Genomic DNA, 16,699 nt, shown 5'->3' with positions numbered 1-16,699 from the left:
CTTGCGCATATGTACAATCAACGGAGGGCGGCGAAAAGTTCCTTCTGAGTCACAATTCTGTGGGCGGTCCCCACCATCCTCACCCGTGAGGCACCGCAAAAAGGGGGTGCAGCCTGATGGCGCACCCCCTTGTCCTTGCAGGGTCTCAAGTGATCCGATCCTACAGCCGGATCCGTTTCACTCCATGACCGGAATGGAAAACTCGCCGCCCTCTTTGATCCCCGATGGCCAGCGCGCGGTGACCATCTTGGTCCGGGTGTAGAACTTGAACGCATCCGGCCCATGCTGGTTGAGATCGCCAAAGACCGATTTCTTCCAGCCGCCAAAGGTGTGATAGGCCAGTGGCACGGGGATCGGTACATTCACCCCGACCATGCCCACGTTGATGCGATTGGCGAAATCGCGCGCCGCATCGCCGTCGCGGGTAAAGATCGCGGTGCCATTGCCGTATTCGTGGTCCATGGCGAGGCCGATCGCCTCTTCATAGGTTTGCGCACGCACGGTGGTCAGGACCGGGCCAAAGATCTCTTGTTTGTAGATATCCATATCCTTGGTCGCGTGGTCGAACAGATGCGGGCCGATGAAGAATCCGTCCTCATAGCCCTGCAATTTGAAACCCCGCCCATCGACAACCAGCTTGGCGCCCTGGTCGATCCCGGTTTGAACCAGACGTTCGATATTGGCTTTGGCCGCGGCAGTGACCACAGGGCCGTAATCGACGTCCTTGCCCGCGGTGTAAGGTCCGACCTTGAGCTTTTCGATGCGCGGAACCAGCTTTTCGATCAGCCGGTCGGCGGTCTCGTCGCCCACGGGCACCGCCACCGAGATCGCCATGCAGCGCTCGCCGGCTGCTCCGTAGCCCGCGCCCACCAGTGCATCGGCGGCCTGGTCCAAATCCGCATCGGGCATGATGATCATGTGGTTCTTGGCACCGCCAAAACACTGCACCCGTTTGCCGTTCGCGCATCCGGTGGCATAGATGTATTCGGCAATCGGGGTCGAGCCGACAAAGCCGATGGACTGGATGACCGGATGGTGCAGGATGGCGTCCACCGCCTCCTTGTCGCCATTGACGACTTGCAAGATACCCTTGGGCAGGCCCGCCTCCTCCATCAGTTCGGCCAGCATCAGCGGGACCGAAGGGTCACGTTCGCTTGGTTTGAGGATGAACGCGTTGCCGCAGGCAATCGCGGGCGCGAACATCCACATCGGGATCATCGCGGGGAAGTTGAAGGGCGTGATGCCCGCCGTCACACCCAGGGGCTGGCGCATCGAATACATGTCGATGCCGGGGCCCGCTGAATCGGTGAACTCGCCTTTCAGCATCTGCGGCGCGCCGATGCAGTATTCCACGACCTCAAGCCCGCGCTGCACGTCGCCTGCCGCATCCGGCAGGGTCTTGCCATGTTCGCGGCTGAGTGCTTCGGCCAGTTTGTCCATGTCGCGATTCAGCAGATCCACGAATTTCATCAGCACCCGTGCCCGACGCTGCGGGTTGGTGGCAGCCCAGCCGGGCTGGGCGGCGGCGGCCAGTTGCACGGCCGCGTCAACCTCGGCGGCCGAGGCGAGCGGCGTTTGGGCCTGCACCTCACCGGTGGCGGGGTTCATCACATCGGCAAAGCGGCCAGACGTCCCTTTGACATGGGCGCCGTCCAGATAATGGGTCAGTTCCTGCATCGGTCTTCCTCCCGAGAAATGAGTGGCGAAACGATAGGCTTGCAATAATCCAATGAACAGAGGCAAGATTTCAAAAACACTTTGCAGAAATGACGGGATAGGGGGAGGGACATGGATCCGCATTGGGACGATCTGCGTGTATTTCTGTGTGTTGCGCGCGAAGAAAGCCTGTCGGGTGCGGGCAAGCGGCTGATGATGGATCCGGCCACGGTGGGGCGCCGCATCGCGCGGCTGGAAGCGGCAATAGAGGCGGCGCTGTTTCTGAAATCGCCCCAGGGCTATCTGCTGACGGCCGCTGGAGAGCGCCTTCTCGGCCATGCCGAAGAGGCCGAGCGCGCGATGCGCGCGGGTGTCGAGGCGCTGAGCGGTCCGGACGATTCGCTGGCCGGACAGATCCGGATCGGCGCGCCGGATGGCTGTGCCAATTACGTGCTCTCGCGGGTCTGCTCACGCGTGGCGCGGGCCAATGTCGATCTCGACATCCAGATCGTCGCCCTGCCGCGCGTGGTCAATCTCAACCGGCGCGAGGCGGATATGGCCATTACCGTCAGCCCGCCGACCGCGGGGCAGTTCCACGTCGAAAAGATCACTGATTATAAGCTGCACATCGTTGGCGCGCGGCCATATCTGCGCGCCCGCCCGGCGATTGAGACGATTGCGGACCTCAGAGCCCACCGATTCATCGGCTACATCCCGGATATGATTTACGATGCTGAGCTGGACTATCTGCGTGATCTGGAGCTCGACCGCTTGGCGCTGGCGTCGAATTCGGTGCTGGTGCAGCTCAGGCTGGCGGCTCAGGGCGACGGTCTGTGCGTCGCCCATGATTTCGCGCTGTCTGCGCATCCCGATCTGTGCAAGGTGCTGCCCGATCAGATCAGCCTCACGCGCAGCTTTTATCTGGTGCGCCACAAGAGCGACCTGCGCAGTGACCGGCTCACCCGGATGTCGGAGATTATCCGCTCAGAACTGCGCGATGAGGTGGCCCGGCTCGAGGCCGAGGCGTGAAATCCTTGACAGGTCGTGCCATTATGGCAACCCTTTGAGATAGGGACGGTTATTTCGGAGAGAGGCCATATGCGCGTTCAACAGATCCTCAAGTCAAAGGCCAGCGCCGATGTGTTCACGGTCAAGCCCGGTGCCCTGGTGTCGGAGGCGGCCGCCGTTCTGGCCGAAAACCGTATCGGCGGCGTGGTGGTGTCGGCCGATGGCGTGACCGCCCAAGGCATCTTGTCAGAACGCGATATCGTGCGCGAACTGGCCCGGACCGGTGCGGGCTGTCTGGCCCGGCAGGTGTCGGATTTCATGACCCGGGACCTGGTCACCGCCACGGTCGAGATGCGGGCCGATGAGGTGCTGGGCCTCATGACCGATGGCCGTTTTCGGCATATGCCCGTGGTCGAGGACGGACGGATGATCGGATTGATCACATTGGGCGATGTGGTCAAGGCCCGGCTGTCGGAACTGGCGATGGAAAAAAACGCTCTGGAAGGGATGATCATGGGCCATTGAGCCCGAGAGCGTCTTTGGCCATGTGCCCGTGAGGCAGCCACCCGGCCACGGCCTGCCAATCTGCCCTTGCACTGATCTGCCGTTCATGTTTGCGTGCGCGGCAAAATCAGGGACATGAAGGAAGACCCCATGCGCATCGGCCTTTATCCGGGTACCTTTGACCCGATCACGCTGGGACATATGGACATTATTCGCCGCGCCACGCCATTGGTGGACCGCCTGGTGATCGGGGTTGCGATCAATCGCGACAAGGGGCCGCTTTTTTCGCTGGAAGAGCGTGTGGCCATGATCGAAAGCGAATGCGCGGCGTTGTCCGAGCATACCGATACTGAAATCGTTGCCCATCCGTTCGAGAACCTGCTGATTGACTGCGCGCGCGATGTGGGCGCGCAGGTGATTATCCGGGGTCTGCGCGCGGTGGCGGATTTCGAGTATGAGTTTCAGATGGTCGGCATGAACCGCGCACTGGACAACAGCATCGAGACGGTCTTTTTGATGGCCGAAGCGCGCCACCAGGCGATTGCGTCCAAGCTGGTCAAGGAGATCGCACGGCTGGGCGGGGATGTATCGAAATTCGTGACCCCGCCGGTCAATACCGCGCTGAAAGACCGCCTCGGCAGGTAAGCGGATGCGGATGCCGGATGCGGTGCAGGCGGGCTTTCGGCCCTCATGCGTTTGACATTTGTGGGGGGGAGGCGTTGGCTCTGCACGGTTCTCCGGGCAGATCCTAGCGCCAGAAGGCCAACCACTCCAGAAGATCGGCGAATTTGCGGGCCAGAAACAACAGATGTTCGGTCTCGTAAAAGGCCACATCTATGGCCAGCGCAATCAGGATCAGGGCGCCCAATACGGCTGCGATGGGGTTTGTCATGGGCGGCGCGCCTGTTGAATAGCTCTGAGCGGGTATGCCTGAGCGGGCCGGTCTCTTCAAGCGCAACGGCCCGTAGGGCGGGGTTCACCCCGCCGCCCGTCCGGGGGGGGCGGGATAAATCCCGCCCTACGACATCAGCGCATTTGGTCAGGCACGGGCCATTGCCACGGCGACGTCGGCCATGCGCACCGAAAAGCCCCATTCATTGTCATACCACGCCAGAACCCGGACCAGACGTCCCCCAACGACCCTGGTCTGATCGGGCGCGAAGATCGAGCTTTCCTCGGTATGGTTGAAATCGATCGATACCAACGGTGCGGGCTCGTACCCCACCACGCCTTTCATCCGCCCTTCGGCGGCGGATTTGACAGCGGCATTGACCTCTTCGGCGGTCACGTCCCGCCCAGCGGTAAAGGTCAGGTCCACGGCACTGACATTCGGCGTGGGCACGCGAATGGCCGACCCGTCAAGCTTGCCCTTGAGTTCGGGCAGCACCTCGCCCAGAGCCTTGGCCGCGCCGGTGGATGTGGGGATCATCGCCATTGCCGCCGCGCGCGCGCGGTAGAGATCCTTGTGACGCCGGTCCAGTGTCGGCTGATCGCCCGTATAGGCGTGGATCGTGGTCATGATCCCGCTTTCGATGCCAAAGGCGTCATTGAGCACCTTTGCCACGGGCGCCAGGCAGTTGGTGGTGCAGGACCCGTTCGAGATCATCCGGTCCTGTGCTGTCAGCAACGCATCATTCACACCATAGACGATGGTCTTTTCGACATTCTTGGCCGGGGCCGAGATCAGAACCTTGCCCGCGCCTTGATCCAGATGCACGCGCGCCTTGTCGCCATCATTGAACTTGCCGGTGCATTCCAGCACCACATCGCAGCCCGACCAGTCCAGCTCGGACGGATCGTAGGTCGACATCACCTGCATCGGCCCACGTCCCAGATCGAGCGTGCCGTCGCCCACGGTGGCCGCGCCCGGAAAGCGGCCATGCACGCTGTCGTATTTGATCAGATGTGCGGCTGTCTCCAGCGGTCCGGTTGCATTGATCTTGGCCACACGGATATCGTCACGCCCGCTTGCGGCGATGTGAGACAGAGTGCACCGGCCAATACGGCCAAACCCGTTGATCCCGACAGTGATGGTCATCCCAGAGGTTCCTTTCGCGTGCGTTTTGGCAGAGTGTTGTGGCGGCGTATAGACAAGCCTGACCTGCCTCAAAAGGGCAAAAGAGCCATAATTTGAAGGTGGTAGCGCAAACTCTTTCCGATTGCGCTAACGAATGGGATCGCATCGAGGCCGATATGCGTTAAGCTGCGTCAATCAGGCGAAAGGGCAGGCGATGAGCGGACTATTGGCATTGTTGGATGATGTGGCCGCGATCGCCAAGGTGGCGGCGACCTCCATCGACGATGTGGCCGCTCAGGCGGCCAAGGCGGGGACCAAGGTCGCCGGTGTTGTGATTGATGACGCCGCCGTGACCCCCAAATACGTCACCGGGTTCGAGGCCAAGCGCGAACTGCCGATCATCTGGAAAATCACGCGCGGATCGCTTTTCAACAAGCTCGTGATCCTGCTGCCGGCACTTTTGGCGCTGAACGCGTTTGCGCCGTGGGTGATTACGCCGCTCTTGATGCTGGGTGGCGCATATCTGTGCTTTGAAGGGGCGGAGAAAGTGTTTCATTGGCTCTTTCCTCACCGCAGTAAACATGTCGAGGAAGACCTGGATGTGGGCGATCCGGTTCATCTGGAGGAGACGCGGGTCAAAGGGGCGATCAAGACCGATTTCATCCTCTCGGCGGAAATCATGACCATCATTCTCAGCAATATCGACGCCTCCAGCCTGTGGTTCGAGGCGGCCGCACTGGCGCTTGCCGGGGTTGCGGTCACTGCCTTTGTCTATGGCGCGGTTGCGCTGATCGTGAAGATGGATGATGTCGGGCTCTGGATGGCGCAGAACGCGCTCACCCGCGCGGGTCGGGGCGCCGGTCGCGCCCTGGTGCGAGGTATGCCAAAGCTCCTGACGTTGCTCACGGTGGTCGGGACGGCCGCGATGCTCTGGGTCGGCGGGTCGATCTTGATCCACGGCCTTGAGGTGCTGGGCTGGACCTGGCTCTATGACACAATCCATCATATCGCCGAAACCCTGGCCCATGTCGTCTCTCAAGGGGCCCAAGGCGTTGTGGAATGGGGGGCGACCGCGCTGATGGACGGCATTCTGGGGCTGGCCCTTGGCCTTGCGCTGATCCCGGTTGCACATAACCTGCTGGTCCCGGCCTATGAGGCCGTGACGGGCAAAACCTCCCGCGCGCCCCATTGATCAGCGCGCCCACCGCCACAGACCCCCGAGGCGCCTTTGTCGCGGTTTGGGGCCCGTGTCGCTGACCTGCGCCAGCAACTCGGCCTCGATCTCGTAGGGTTTCGGCGTGTGCTGAGGTTCCCACAGGCCAAGCCGCAGTTTCATCAAGACGGCGTTATCATAGTAAGACATTGTGCTCTCCTCTGTGTCGTGGGCTGAGAAGACCACATCCCCCCTGACAGACAGGTGTCAGGGGCGTGTGTTAACGTGTCAGCAGCGTCAGGGAGTTTTGTAATGCACCGCTCAAATCGTCTGTTTGAAATCATCCAGTTGTTGCGCGCCGCGGACCAGCCGCTGCGGGCAGAGGATCTGGGCGCCAAGCTGGAGGTTTCGACCCGCACGATCTATCGCGATATCGCCGCGTTGCAGGCGATGCGGACCCCGATCGAAGGTGAGTCGGGTGTCGGATACATGATGCGCCGGGGCTATGACCTGCCGCCGCTGAATTTCGACCGCGAAGAGGTAGAAGCGCTGTGGGTCGGCCTGTCGATGCTGACCCGGACGGGCGATATCGCGTTGCAACGCGCCGCGCGCCGCATCTGCGCCAAGATCGAGGCGCTGCACGACCCGGCGGATTGGTTGCAGGTCGCACCCTGGGGGGCGCCGCTGGACGATCCCGACAAGGGCTGCGTGCCGATGTCGCTGCTGCGCCAGGCCGTCCGCGAAGAGCGCAAGCTGCGCCTCACTTACCGCGACGACAAGGGGCACGAGACCACGCGCGACATACGGCCTGTCGCGCTGATCTATCATCTGGAATGTGTGATGCTGGGCGCCTGGTGCGAGCTGCGCGACGGGCTGCGCCATTTTCGCACGGACCGCATACTGGGCTGCGAGGTACTGGAGGCGCGGTTTCAGGGCCAAAGCGCCACGTTGAGGGCACTCTGGCTGGAGCAGAACGGCTGGAGCGATCCAAGCGCGGCTCTTTCGGGCTGAAACTCAGAGCCCGAGCAGCTCTTTCACCGCCGCGACAGTGGCCTCCGGTGTGATGCCGAACTCGTTGTAAAGCACGTCCGCCGGCGCCGAGGCGCCGAAATCATGCATGCCGACAAAGCTGCCCTTTTCGCGCCGTCCCCGCTCGCCATAAAGCCAACGATCCCAGCCAAAGCGCACGCCGGCCTCGATGGCGACCCGCACGGGGCCTGCGGGCAACACGCGTCTGCGATACGCCTCGCCCTGCTCCTCAAACAGTTCCCAGCAGGGCATGGAGACGACGCGGGTCCCGATCCCCTCGGCCTCCAGCAGCGCGCGCGCAGCCATGGCAATCGACACTTCGGACCCCGTCGCCATCAGGATCGCCTGACGCTTGGCCTCGGCGTCCTTGAGGACATAGCCGCCTTGCGCGGTCAGGTTCTTGGTCTTGTGCTCGGTGCGCACCGTGGGCACGCCCTGGCGCGTCAACGACAGAACCGACGGCGTTTGCTTGGAGGTCAGCGCCAGCTCCCACGCTTCTGCCGTCTCAATGCTGTCGGCGGGGCGGAACACGTGCATATTCGGCGTGGCGCGCAGCATCGCCAGATGCTCCACCGGTTGGTGGGTCGGGCCATCCTCGCCCAGGCCGATGCTGTCATGGGTCATCACAAAGACCGTCGGGATCTTCATCAGCGCGGCCAGACGCATCGACGGGCGCGCATAATCGGTGAAACACATGAACGTGCCGCCATAGGGGCGCACCCCGCCATGCAGCGCCATGCCGTTCATCGCCGCCGCCATGCCATGCTCTCGCACGCCGTAATGCACATAGCGGCCCTTGCGCGTCTCGGGCGTGAAGATGCCTAAATCGCCGGTCTTGGTGTTGTTCGAGCCGGTCAGATCGGCCGAGCCGCCCACGGTTTCGGGCAGGATCGGGTTGACGACCTCCAGCACCTTTTCCGAACTGGCGCGGGTGGCCAGTTTCGGGGCGCTCTCGCTCATCTGCTTTTTCAGCGCGCGGATCGTGGCCGAGAGGCGCTTGGGCACCTCGCGCGCGTAAACGCGGGTAAACTGCGCCTGGCGACTGGCCGAAAGCGTGGCAAAGCGCGCCTCCCAGTCGCTGCGGGCGGCAGCGCCCCGGCGGCCGATCTCTTCCCAGTCGGCTTTGACGTCGTCGGGCACCTCAAACGGTCCCCAGGTCCAGCCATAGGCCGCCTTGGCCTCCAGGAGCTGAGCCGGATCGGTCAGCGCCCCATGGCCTTTTGCGGTGTCCTGGGCCGCGTGACCCAGCGCGATATGGGTCTTGCAGGCAATCATGCTGGGCTGCGGGGTCGTCTTGGCCGCCGTTATGGCGGCATCAATCGCTGCCGGATCATGACCGTCGATTTCCTGCACATGCCAGCCCGAGGCCCGGAACCGCGCCACCTGATCGGTGCGATCCGCGATATCGACGGTACCGTCGATGGTGATGTTGTTATTGTCCCAAAAAACGATGAGCTTTGACAACTCCTGCCGTCCGGCCAGCGCGATCGCCTCCTGGCTGACACCTTCCATCAAACAGCCGTCGCCCGCGATCACATAGGTGTGGTGATCGACGATCTTGCGCCCGTACTGGGCACGCTGGATCTCTTCGGCCATTGCAAAACCTACGGCATTGGCGATGCCCTGACCCAAGGGTCCGGTTGTTGTCTCGATCCCCTTGGCATGGCCAAATTCGGGGTGGCCGGCGGTACAGGCACCCCATTGCCGGAAATCCTTGAGCTGCTGGAGCGTCATATCCGCATACCCGGTCAGGTGCAGCAGGGAATAGAGCAGCATGGATCCGTGCCCGGCCGACAGGATGAACCGGTCCCGGTCCGGCCAGTCGGGCGCTGAAGCGTCGAATTTCAGGTGTTTGCCATAAAGAACGGTGGCCACATCGGCCATGCCCATCGGCATCCCGGAATGACCGGACTTGGCGGCGGCCACCGCATCGAGCGTCAGCGCGCGGATGGCGGTGGCTTTGAACCAGTGATCGGGGTTTTCAGTGCGCAGGGCGGTCAGGTCCACGGGGGTCTTCCTTTGGCAGAGGGCAAGCTTGGCGCTGCATATCAGCCGCAGGCCAAAGATCAAGCGCCCTCGCGGCGCCCGGCTCATGGACTGGATGAGCCGCGCCATTCAAACCCTTGAAAGCAAAGGGGGCGCATTTCCTGTATGCATTGAGTAAACTGCGACCAGCGTGGCGTGGGGTATGATTCGACCCGACGGTGCGCGGAAATCCGATGAACAGGACCATCCAGGGGCACAAAGGACAGGGCATGAGCGAGATAGACGAGCTGCAACGCCGGATCATGGCCGCGATGGAGCGGATCGGCCAGGGGGCGGAGGCGTTGCAAAGCGCCCCTCCGGTCGTCGATACGGATGCGATAGAGGCGCTGCGCCAGGCACTCGATGAAGAGAAGCTGGTCACAGCCCAGCTCGAAGAGCGCATCAAAAAGCTGAAAGCCGCCCATGCGGCGGAACTGGCCGAGGCCACGGCCCAGGCGGCCGGGCCCGATCCCGAGAAACTGGCCGATCTGGACCGCGAATTGCAGCGGCTGCGCAAGGCCAATCAACAATTGCGCGACAGCAACGCGGCTCTGCGCGAGGCCAATGAGGCCGGGGTGGGCGAGCCGCATCTGATCAATAGCGCGATGCTGGCCGAGCTGGAAGGGCTGCGCGCCGAACGCGCCGCCGATGTGGCCGAGGCAAGTGCCATCATGGATCAACTGGTGCCGCTTTTGGAGAATGTGCGCGATCTGCCAGACGGGGAGGAGGTCTGATGCCCGAAGTGACCATTCATATCGGCGGCCGCGGCTTCGAGGTCGCCTGCCAGGAGGGTGAAGAGCAATACCTGCACTCAGCCGCCAAGATGCTGGATGACGAGGCGCAGGTGCTCTCCGATCAGATCGGCCGCATGCCCGAGGCGCGGATGCTGCTGATGGCAGGTCTGATGCTGGCCGACAAGACCGCAGCGGTCGAGGACAAGATCAAGGTCGTGGAAGCCAAACTGGCCGAGCGGGAGGCCGAGATCGACAACCTCAAGGCCATGCCCGCGCCGGAGCCCGAGCGGATCGAAGTGCCGGTGGTGCCCGACAGCGTCACCGACACGCTGGCCGAGCTGGCCGCGCGCGCCGAGGCGCTGGCCGCGTCATTGGAGGAAAAGGCAGGGGATGATCAAACACCGGACTCTGCCTGACCGTTGAGCCATTGGGCCAAGGCGCGGGCGGACGCGCCAAGACGGCGTGGCGCAAGAAGGTGGAACCCGTCCGATATCTCCAGCCGATCCGGTCGCGCCTGGACCAGGCGGCCGTCCCTGAGATCGCGCGCAACCAGGAACCGAGCGGCAAGTGCGATCCGGTGACCTGCCTGCGCCGCATCCAGACACAGCGCCGTCCAGCTGAAATGCAGCGATGCGGCGCGGTTTTCGGCGGTGTCGGCACCGAACGCCAGCTCCAGATAACGATCCTGCAACTCATGGCTGTCATGCAGGCGGGTGTGGTTTAGAAACAGATCGCGCGGCATCCGGTCCGCTCCGGGCGGCATCAGGATCGGAGCGCAGAGCGCGATTACCTCCGTGCGAAAGAGCCGCGTAGCGGTAAGTGAGGCCGGGAACGGTCCCTGACCCTGCCGGACCGCCAGATCGATGCCATCGCCGTGACATCCGGTCACGCGATCGGTTGCCTCCACGTGCAGGTCGATCCCGGGCAGAGCGGCGGTCATTTCAGGCAGGCGCGGGATCAGCCATTTGGCGGCAGAGCTGGGCGTGACGCTGATGGTTACACCGGTCGGCGCCGGACGCGGTGCCGCGACGCAATGCGCCCAGGCTTTCGCCCACCGCCAGATGACAGGCGCGCGCGGCGTCGGTGAGCGTGACCCCGCGCGGATGACGGTGAAAAAGGCGCAGTCCCAAATGTCCTTCCAACAGCCGGGTTTGCTGAGCAATCGCGCTTTGGCTGACACCCAGCTCTTCCGCTGCGGCCCGGACATTCAAAAGACGCGGCACTGCCTCGAACGCATGCAGGGCGTTGAGCGGGGGCAACGGAGCCTGTGTCATGACAACGGTTTTTCTACAGTCACTTCATAGCAAGACTGCCGCGCGCGCCGTCCGCAGGGGCATGGGGGCGGCGGCTGGCGGCAGATGGCCATGAGCGGGCCGTTCCGTCCTCGTCAGGCAAGGGAGAGGCCCTGGCCAGGGATCTGGGCGGGATCGGGGTGACCGGCTCGAACCTGGATCCGTGGGCTCTTTTGGATGGCGCGATGGAGGCCTGGGTGCGAATCGACGTTCTGGTCAATACCGCGGGTCACGGGCCAAAGGGCCCGATCCTGAATATCTCCGATGAGGACTGGCATGACGGGGTGGAGGTCTATTTGATGAACGTGGTGCGCCCATCGCGGATCGTCCCCCCGATCCTGATTGCCCAGAGCTGCGGAGCGATCAGTAACGTCTCGGCCTCCGCGGCGTTCGAGCCAGACCCGCCGTTCCCGACAGCGGGCGTGTTTCGGGCGGGTCTTGCAGCCTTTTCCAGGCTCTATCCCGAGAGATATGCCGCCGAGAATATGCGGATGAACACTGTGCTGCCCGGTTTCATCGACACCCTTGCCGGAGACGGAGGATCGCCGGGCGCGGATCGCAATGGGCCGATAAGGGCACACCGATGAGGGGAGCCCGCTTGTCGGCTGGCTGGTCGCAGAAGGGATTTATGTAACAGGGCAGACCTGGCGGATCGACGGCGGGGTGACCGCGTCGGTGTGATCCAATTGAGCGCGCTTTGCGCGCACAGGATTGATTTGGCGCGCAGATGCGCGCGGCCCGGCCTGTCAGACAGCACCCGGTAAGGTTTGCGTCGTGCTGGTGTTGTCCCTTCTTGGCCCGCAGGGGGGCAGGGCGGTCAGGTTCGCGCAGATCCGATGGCGGGCCGGGCGTTGTTTGTGGCAGATCCGCGTCCGAAGTTCAGGTGAGGGTATCCACCGCCCTACGGTCTATCTTCGCCGACCCGTCGAACGATCGCCGGCCGGGATGTGAAGGAGAGGTCCGCCATTTTGGCAAGCTTGCCTGCCTGAAGCGCGCCTTGGCCTGCGCAGAGGGCCCTCTTGCTGGCTGCCGATCTGTGGCCGCGCCGCTGAGCGCGGCGCGGGATCGGTCCGATCAGCCGTTGGCTTCGCGGATCTTGTCGGCGGCGTCCTTGTCATAGGTCACGCCGTTTTCTTCAAAGAGCGTGTCGAGCTCGCCCGACAGCGTCATCTCGGTGATGATATCGCAGCCGCCGACAAACTCGCCCTTGACATAGAGCTGCGGGATGGTCGGCCAGTCGGAGAAATCCTTGATCCCCTGGCGGATGCCATCGTCGCTGAGCACGTTCACATCGGCAAATTCGACGCCCATGTAGTTCAGAACGCCCGCGACCCGGCTGGAAAAGCCGCATTGCGGCATGGATTTGGTGCCTTTCATGAACAGCACCACATCATTGGCGGTAATGGTTTCTTTGATCTGGGTGGATGCGTCAGTCATTTCCGTTTCTCCCTTGGGACGAATCTTTTTGCGTATTCCTGTGGATCGCGTGGGATGGTGTAGGTGGTGGCATGCCCGCCCCCGCCCGCGCCCGAGCTGTAATCGGCCTCGATCACGTGATCGCCCTCGCCCGGAAGGCTGCCGCGCTCGGTGCCTTTTGTGCGTTTCAACGCCACTGCGCCAGTGATCACCGCGACCAGGGCGATCGCGAGTGACAGCAGCGTGATGGCGACGATATCCACGGATCTAGTCCGGAACCCGGGTGGTCAGAGCCAGCGCGTGCAACTCCCCGCTGGGGCCGTCCATCTTGCCTTTGAGCGCGGCGTAAACGGCGCGCTGTTGCTGCACCCGATTCTTGCCACGAAAGCTCTCATCGACGACCATGGCGGACATATGCACACCGTCCTCGCCCTCGACCACGATCCGGGCGTTGGGAAAGCTTTCGCGAAGCAGGTCTTCGATTTGTCGGGCGTGCATAGGCATGATCTGTGCTCCGGTCCTTGGCTTGGATTAATGATGTAATCTGCCCGTAGGTTTAAGGCAAGACGGGGTCAGGCCAATGCCTGTGCAAAAGCGCCACGATAAAGTGCCGCGAGGCTGTCGAGATCGGTCTCCGATCCGCCCATGCGCACGGACTGGCCGGTGAAGCGGCCGACGCTGGCAATCGGCACCTCGGCCTGACCGGCGGCGACCATGAGCGCCTCGGCCTGATCGAAATTGCACGCGATCAGATAGCGGCCCTGATCCTCGCCAAAAAGCGTGGGGGTGTCTTCGGCATCCAGGCAGACGCCGACGCCCGCGGCTTCGGCCAGCTCGAACGCGGCCAGCGCCAGACCGCCATCGGAGAGATCGTTGCAGGCCTTGATATGCTGGCGGTTGGCGCGAATGAATTCGCCATTGCGCCTTTCGGCCTCCAGATCGACGGCGGGGGCATCTCCATCCTCGCGGTTGAACAGTTCGGCCAACAGGGCGGATTGGCCCAGATGGCCGGCGCTCTCGCCGAGCACAAGCGCGACATGCCCGTCGCGCACCTCTGAGCCGATGATCTCCTCGGCATTGTCAAGCAGCCCCACGGCGCCGATGGTGGGCGTGGGCAGGATCGCCTGGCCGTCGGTCTCGTTATAAAGCGAGACATTGCCTGACACGATGGGCATATCAAGTGCTGCACAGGCCGCCCCGATGCCTTTGATCGCGCCCACGAACTGGCCCATGATGTCCGGTTTCTCCGGATTGCCGAAATTGAGGTTGTCGGTGCTGGCCAGCGGCCGCGCGCCGACGGCGATGAGGTTGCGATAGGCCTCAGCCACCGCCTGTTTGCCGCCTTCGACAGGGTTGGCTTTGACATAGCGCGGCGTCACATCGGAGGTGAAGGCCAGCAGTTTGTCGGTCCCATGCACCCGGACCAGCCCGGCGCCAAGCCCCGGTGTGCGGGCCGTGTCCGCCATGACCATGGTGTCGTATTGCTCATAGACCCACTGTTTGGCCGCATAGTTGGGCGAACTGATCAGACCCTTGAGCGCGTCGATGGGATCGATCTGCGGAACATCCGCCAGCGGCTCGATTGCAGGCGTTTCCACCCAGGGGCGATCATATTCGGGCGCGTTGCCCGACAGCGCCTTGAGGGGAAGATCGGCTTTGACGCTGTTGTTGTGCATCACCAGGAACCTGTCCTCGGCGATGGTCTCGCCGACGATGGCGAAATCGAGATCCCATTTGTCGAAAACCGCCTTGGCCTCGGCCTCCTTTTCGGGGCGCAGCACCATCAGCATGCGCTCCTGGCTTTCCGACAGCATCATCTCATAGGCGGTCATGGCCTCTTCGCGTACCGGCACCTTCTCCAGGTCGAGACGCACGCCCAGATCTCCCTTGTCGCCCATCTCGACCGCCGAACAGGTGAGGCCCGCCGCCCCCATGTCCTGGATCGAGATCACCGCACCGGTCTGCATCAGCTCCAGCGTGGCCTCCATCAGACGTTTTTCGGTGAAGGGATCGCCGACCTGCACGGTAGGGCGTTTTTCTTCGATCGTGTCGTCGAACTCGGCGCTGGCCATGGTGGCGCCGCCGACGCCGTCACGCCCCGTCTTGGCACCCAGATAGACCACCGGCATGCCCACGCCGGAGGCGGCGGAGTAAAAGATCTTGTCCGCATCGGCAAGACCGGCGGCAAAGGCATTGACCAGACAATTGCCGTTATAGGCGGGGTGAAACCGCACCTCGCCGCCCGCGCAGGGCACACCAAAGCAATTGCCATAGCTGCCGATGCCTTCGACCACACCATGCACCAGTTGCCGGGTCTTGGGATGCGCGGGCTCGCCAAAACTCAGCGCGTTCATCGACGCGATGGGCCGCGCGCCCATGGTAAAGACATCGCGCAGGATGCCGCCGACGCCGGTGGCCGCGCCCTGGAACGGCTCGATATACGAAGGGTGGTTGTGGCTCTCCATCTTGAAGACCACCGCCTGTCCGTCGCCGATATCCACGACGCCCGCGTTCTCTCCCGGGCCGCAGATCACCTGCGGGCCGTCGGTGGGCAGGGTGCGCAGCCATTTCTTGGAGGATTTATACGAGCAATGCTCGTTCCACATGGCAGAGAAGATGCCCAGCTCGGTGAAGCTCGGCGCGCGACCGATGATCTGAAGGATCCGCTCGTACTCATCAGGCTTAAGCCCGTGGGCCTCGATCAGCTCGGGCGTAATGGCCGGTTCCTGCATGTCTCAGTCGTCCCCCTTGGCAGTTGCCGCTGTCTTTAGCGGCTTACGCGGACGGGGGAAAGAGGGGGATCGCGCGGCAGCAACCTTGCCGCTTTTCCCAGGCGGGATGGCCTGTTAAGCAGGCGCATGCCGCTGCCAGATTTGATCCCGGACGCGATGCTGACCCGGTTCCGGATCAGCGATCCGACACTGATCGCCGAGACCGCGATTGCACGGATCTTCAAAGTGCGGCGCAGACAGGGTGGCGTCGCCGCGCTCAAGCACTACTGGCGGGGCCATATGGGCAATGAGACCGCCGGGCGCGCCGTTCTGGAGGCCTGGGACGGTCACGGGGTCGTGCGGGTTTTCGACCATGATCAGGCGGCGCTTTTGATGGAGTGGCTAGAGGGGCCGTCGCTGGGCGATCTGTCCAGACAGGGCCGGGATGCGTGCGCCGCAACAGAGTTGCTGAGCGTTGCGTGCCATTTGCACCGGTCGCCGGTGACCACATCACAGCCATTGCCCCGGCTGCATGCCTGGTTCGAGGGGCTTTTGGGATTGTCCTTTTCCGCCGACTGCGCGCCTCAATTGCGCCACGATATGCAACGCGCCATGAGGGTCGCCACGGAGCTGATGGCCAAGGCCGTCGATATGCACCCGCTGCATGGCGATCTGCACCATGACAATATCCGGGCCTCGGCGCGGGGCTATGTGGCCTTTGATGCCAAGGGTCTGTTCGGTGACAGGGCCTATGAGCTGGCCAACGCGTTCCGCCACCCGGCGGATCAACCGGATCTGGTGCGCGATCCGCGCCGCATCCTCAGCCTGGCCGAGCAATGGGCAGGCGGGTTCGACGTGCCGCGCGAACGGCTGTTGGGTTGGGCGGCGGCAAAATGCGCTTTGTCCATAGCCTGGCGCAATGGCACGGTTCTGCGCGCTGATCCCGAAGCCGATCTTCTTGCGGTTTTGCTGGAGTGTTCTGGGGCGCCTTGAGCGACCGCCAAAAAAAAGGCCGAGCACTAAGCTCGGCCGAAGTCCAACAGGGAGGTATGAAGATGATGTGCCGTTGGGCGCCATCACCTTCAATTGATGATTTAGGGTGCAGTCTGTGTCCGATCAAGAGATTTTCTGCCGCAGTTGCATCATGTCCGCCA

19 protein-coding genes and 1 pseudogene are annotated in these 16,699 nt (G+C 63.1%); 9 read left to right on the top strand and 11 right to left on the bottom strand.

Annotated features, from left to right (window positions below; all coding sequences use genetic code 11):
* Positions 1-177 precede the first annotated feature (177 nt).
* The gene (locus HEP69_RS13940; protein ID WP_290559156.1) at positions 178-1,677 is read right to left on the bottom strand and encodes a CoA-acylating methylmalonate-semialdehyde dehydrogenase; all 1,500 of its coding nucleotides are present in this window, start codon (positions 1,675-1,677) and stop codon (positions 178-180) included.
* Between the two features lie 111 nt (positions 1,678-1,788).
* On the opposite strand from HEP69_RS13940, the gene HEP69_RS13935 reads away from it, so the two are divergent.
* The 3 genes from HEP69_RS13935 to coaD all read left to right on the top strand — a co-directional run bounded on the left by HEP69_RS13935 (position 1,789) and on the right by coaD (position 3,813).
* On the top strand, positions 1,789-2,685 hold the full coding sequence (locus HEP69_RS13935; protein WP_290559155.1) for a LysR family transcriptional regulator: 897 nt from the start codon (positions 1,789-1,791) through the stop codon (positions 2,683-2,685).
* A 69-nt stretch (positions 2,686-2,754) separates the two neighbouring features.
* Entirely contained in the window at positions 2,755-3,189 is a 435-nt protein-coding gene (locus tag HEP69_RS13930; protein ID WP_290559154.1) for a CBS domain-containing protein, read from the top strand.
* Between the two features lie 129 nt (positions 3,190-3,318).
* A complete protein-coding gene (gene coaD, locus HEP69_RS13925) occupies positions 3,319-3,813 on the top strand; it encodes a pantetheine-phosphate adenylyltransferase (RefSeq protein ID WP_290559153.1) in 495 nt (164 codons plus the stop codon).
* Between the two features lie 103 nt (positions 3,814-3,916).
* Here the strand turns inward: coaD and HEP69_RS13920 are convergent, their stop codons facing one another.
* Together HEP69_RS13920 and gap are read right to left on the bottom strand one after the other, a co-directional pair.
* Entirely contained in the window at positions 3,917-4,060 is a 144-nt protein-coding gene (locus tag HEP69_RS13920) for a hypothetical protein (RefSeq protein WP_290559152.1), read from the bottom strand.
* 147 nt (positions 4,061-4,207) lie between these two features.
* Entirely contained in the window at positions 4,208-5,206 is a 999-nt protein-coding gene (gene gap / locus HEP69_RS13915; RefSeq protein ID WP_290559151.1) for a type I glyceraldehyde-3-phosphate dehydrogenase, read from the bottom strand.
* Positions 5,207-5,399: 193 nt separating this feature from the next.
* Between gap and HEP69_RS13910 the strand changes: the two genes are divergently transcribed.
* Entirely contained in the window at positions 5,400-6,377 is a 978-nt protein-coding gene (locus HEP69_RS13910; RefSeq protein WP_290559150.1) for a DUF808 domain-containing protein, read from the top strand.
* On the opposite strand, the gene HEP69_RS13905 is transcribed toward HEP69_RS13910, so the two are convergent.
* Entirely contained in the window at positions 6,378-6,548 is a 171-nt protein-coding gene (locus tag HEP69_RS13905) for a hypothetical protein (protein WP_290559149.1), read from the bottom strand.
* A gap of 102 nt (positions 6,549-6,650) precedes the next feature.
* Here HEP69_RS13905 and HEP69_RS13900 point away from each other — a divergent pair, with 102 nt between their 5' ends.
* Positions 6,651-7,349 (top strand): YafY family protein, encoded by a 699-nt coding sequence (locus HEP69_RS13900; protein WP_290559148.1) that lies wholly within the window; start codon positions 6,651-6,653, stop codon positions 7,347-7,349.
* Between the two features lie 3 nt (positions 7,350-7,352).
* Here the strand turns inward: HEP69_RS13900 and tkt are convergent, their stop codons facing one another.
* Positions 7,353-9,374 carry a transketolase gene (tkt, locus tag HEP69_RS13895; protein ID WP_290559147.1) on the bottom strand — a complete coding sequence of 674 codons (2,022 nt, stop codon included), beginning with the start codon at positions 9,372-9,374 and terminating at the stop codon, positions 7,353-7,355.
* 248 nt (positions 9,375-9,622) lie between these two features.
* Here tkt and HEP69_RS13890 point away from each other — a divergent pair, with 248 nt between their 5' ends.
* Entirely contained in the window at positions 9,623-10,126 is a 504-nt protein-coding gene (locus tag HEP69_RS13890) for a hypothetical protein (protein ID WP_290559146.1), read from the top strand.
* The gene (locus HEP69_RS13885) at positions 10,126-10,542 is read left to right on the top strand and encodes a cell division protein ZapA (RefSeq protein ID WP_290559145.1); all 417 of its coding nucleotides are present in this window, start codon (positions 10,126-10,128) and stop codon (positions 10,540-10,542) included. The genes HEP69_RS13890 and HEP69_RS13885 overlap by 1 nt, the downstream gene beginning before the upstream one ends.
* Here HEP69_RS13885 and HEP69_RS13880 read toward each other — a convergent pair.
* Positions 10,521-11,066, bottom strand: coding sequence for a LysR substrate-binding domain-containing protein (locus tag HEP69_RS13880; RefSeq protein WP_290559144.1), 546 nt, complete (start codon positions 11,064-11,066; stop codon positions 10,521-10,523). The genes HEP69_RS13885 and HEP69_RS13880 overlap by 22 nt on opposite strands.
* 1 nt (position 11,067) lies before the next feature.
* Positions 11,068-11,400 (bottom strand): LysR family transcriptional regulator, encoded by a 333-nt coding sequence (locus HEP69_RS13875; RefSeq protein WP_290559143.1) that lies wholly within the window; start codon positions 11,398-11,400, stop codon positions 11,068-11,070.
* Between the two features lie 26 nt (positions 11,401-11,426).
* On the opposite strand from HEP69_RS13875, the pseudogene HEP69_RS13870 reads away from it, so the two are divergent.
* Positions 11,427-12,099: pseudogene (locus HEP69_RS13870) on the top strand (SDR family oxidoreductase).
* 393 nt (positions 12,100-12,492) lie between these two features.
* Here the strand turns inward: HEP69_RS13870 and grxD are convergent.
* The 4 genes from grxD to purL all read right to left on the bottom strand — a co-directional run bounded on the left by grxD (position 12,493) and on the right by purL (position 15,566).
* Positions 12,493-12,855: a Grx4 family monothiol glutaredoxin gene (grxD, locus tag HEP69_RS13865; RefSeq protein ID WP_290559142.1), complete on the bottom strand. Its 363-nt coding sequence runs from the start codon at positions 12,853-12,855 to the stop codon at positions 12,493-12,495.
* A complete protein-coding gene (locus tag HEP69_RS13860; protein WP_290559141.1) occupies positions 12,852-13,097 on the bottom strand; it encodes a hypothetical protein in 246 nt (81 codons plus the stop codon). The genes grxD and HEP69_RS13860 overlap by 4 nt, the downstream gene beginning before the upstream one ends.
* Before the next feature lie 4 nt (positions 13,098-13,101).
* Positions 13,102-13,338 (bottom strand): BolA/IbaG family iron-sulfur metabolism protein, encoded by a 237-nt coding sequence (locus HEP69_RS13855; RefSeq protein WP_290559140.1) that lies wholly within the window; start codon positions 13,336-13,338, stop codon positions 13,102-13,104.
* Positions 13,339-13,406: 68 nt separating this feature from the next.
* A complete protein-coding gene (gene purL / locus HEP69_RS13850) occupies positions 13,407-15,566 on the bottom strand; it encodes a phosphoribosylformylglycinamidine synthase subunit PurL (RefSeq protein ID WP_290559139.1) in 2,160 nt (719 codons plus the stop codon).
* A 126-nt stretch (positions 15,567-15,692) separates the two neighbouring features.
* Between purL and HEP69_RS13845 the strand changes: the two genes are divergently transcribed.
* The gene (locus HEP69_RS13845; RefSeq protein WP_290559138.1) at positions 15,693-16,538 is read left to right on the top strand and encodes an aminoglycoside phosphotransferase family protein; all 846 of its coding nucleotides are present in this window, start codon (positions 15,693-15,695) and stop codon (positions 16,536-16,538) included.
* Positions 16,539-16,699: the final 161 nt, after the last annotated feature.

This window comes from Aestuariivita sp. (assembly GCF_021404545.1).
GTDB lineage: Bacteria > Pseudomonadota > Alphaproteobacteria > Rhodobacterales > Rhodobacteraceae > Aestuariivita.
The sequence above is the reverse complement of the archived record's forward strand: the minus strand, read 5'-3'. Positions and strand labels throughout refer to the sequence as shown.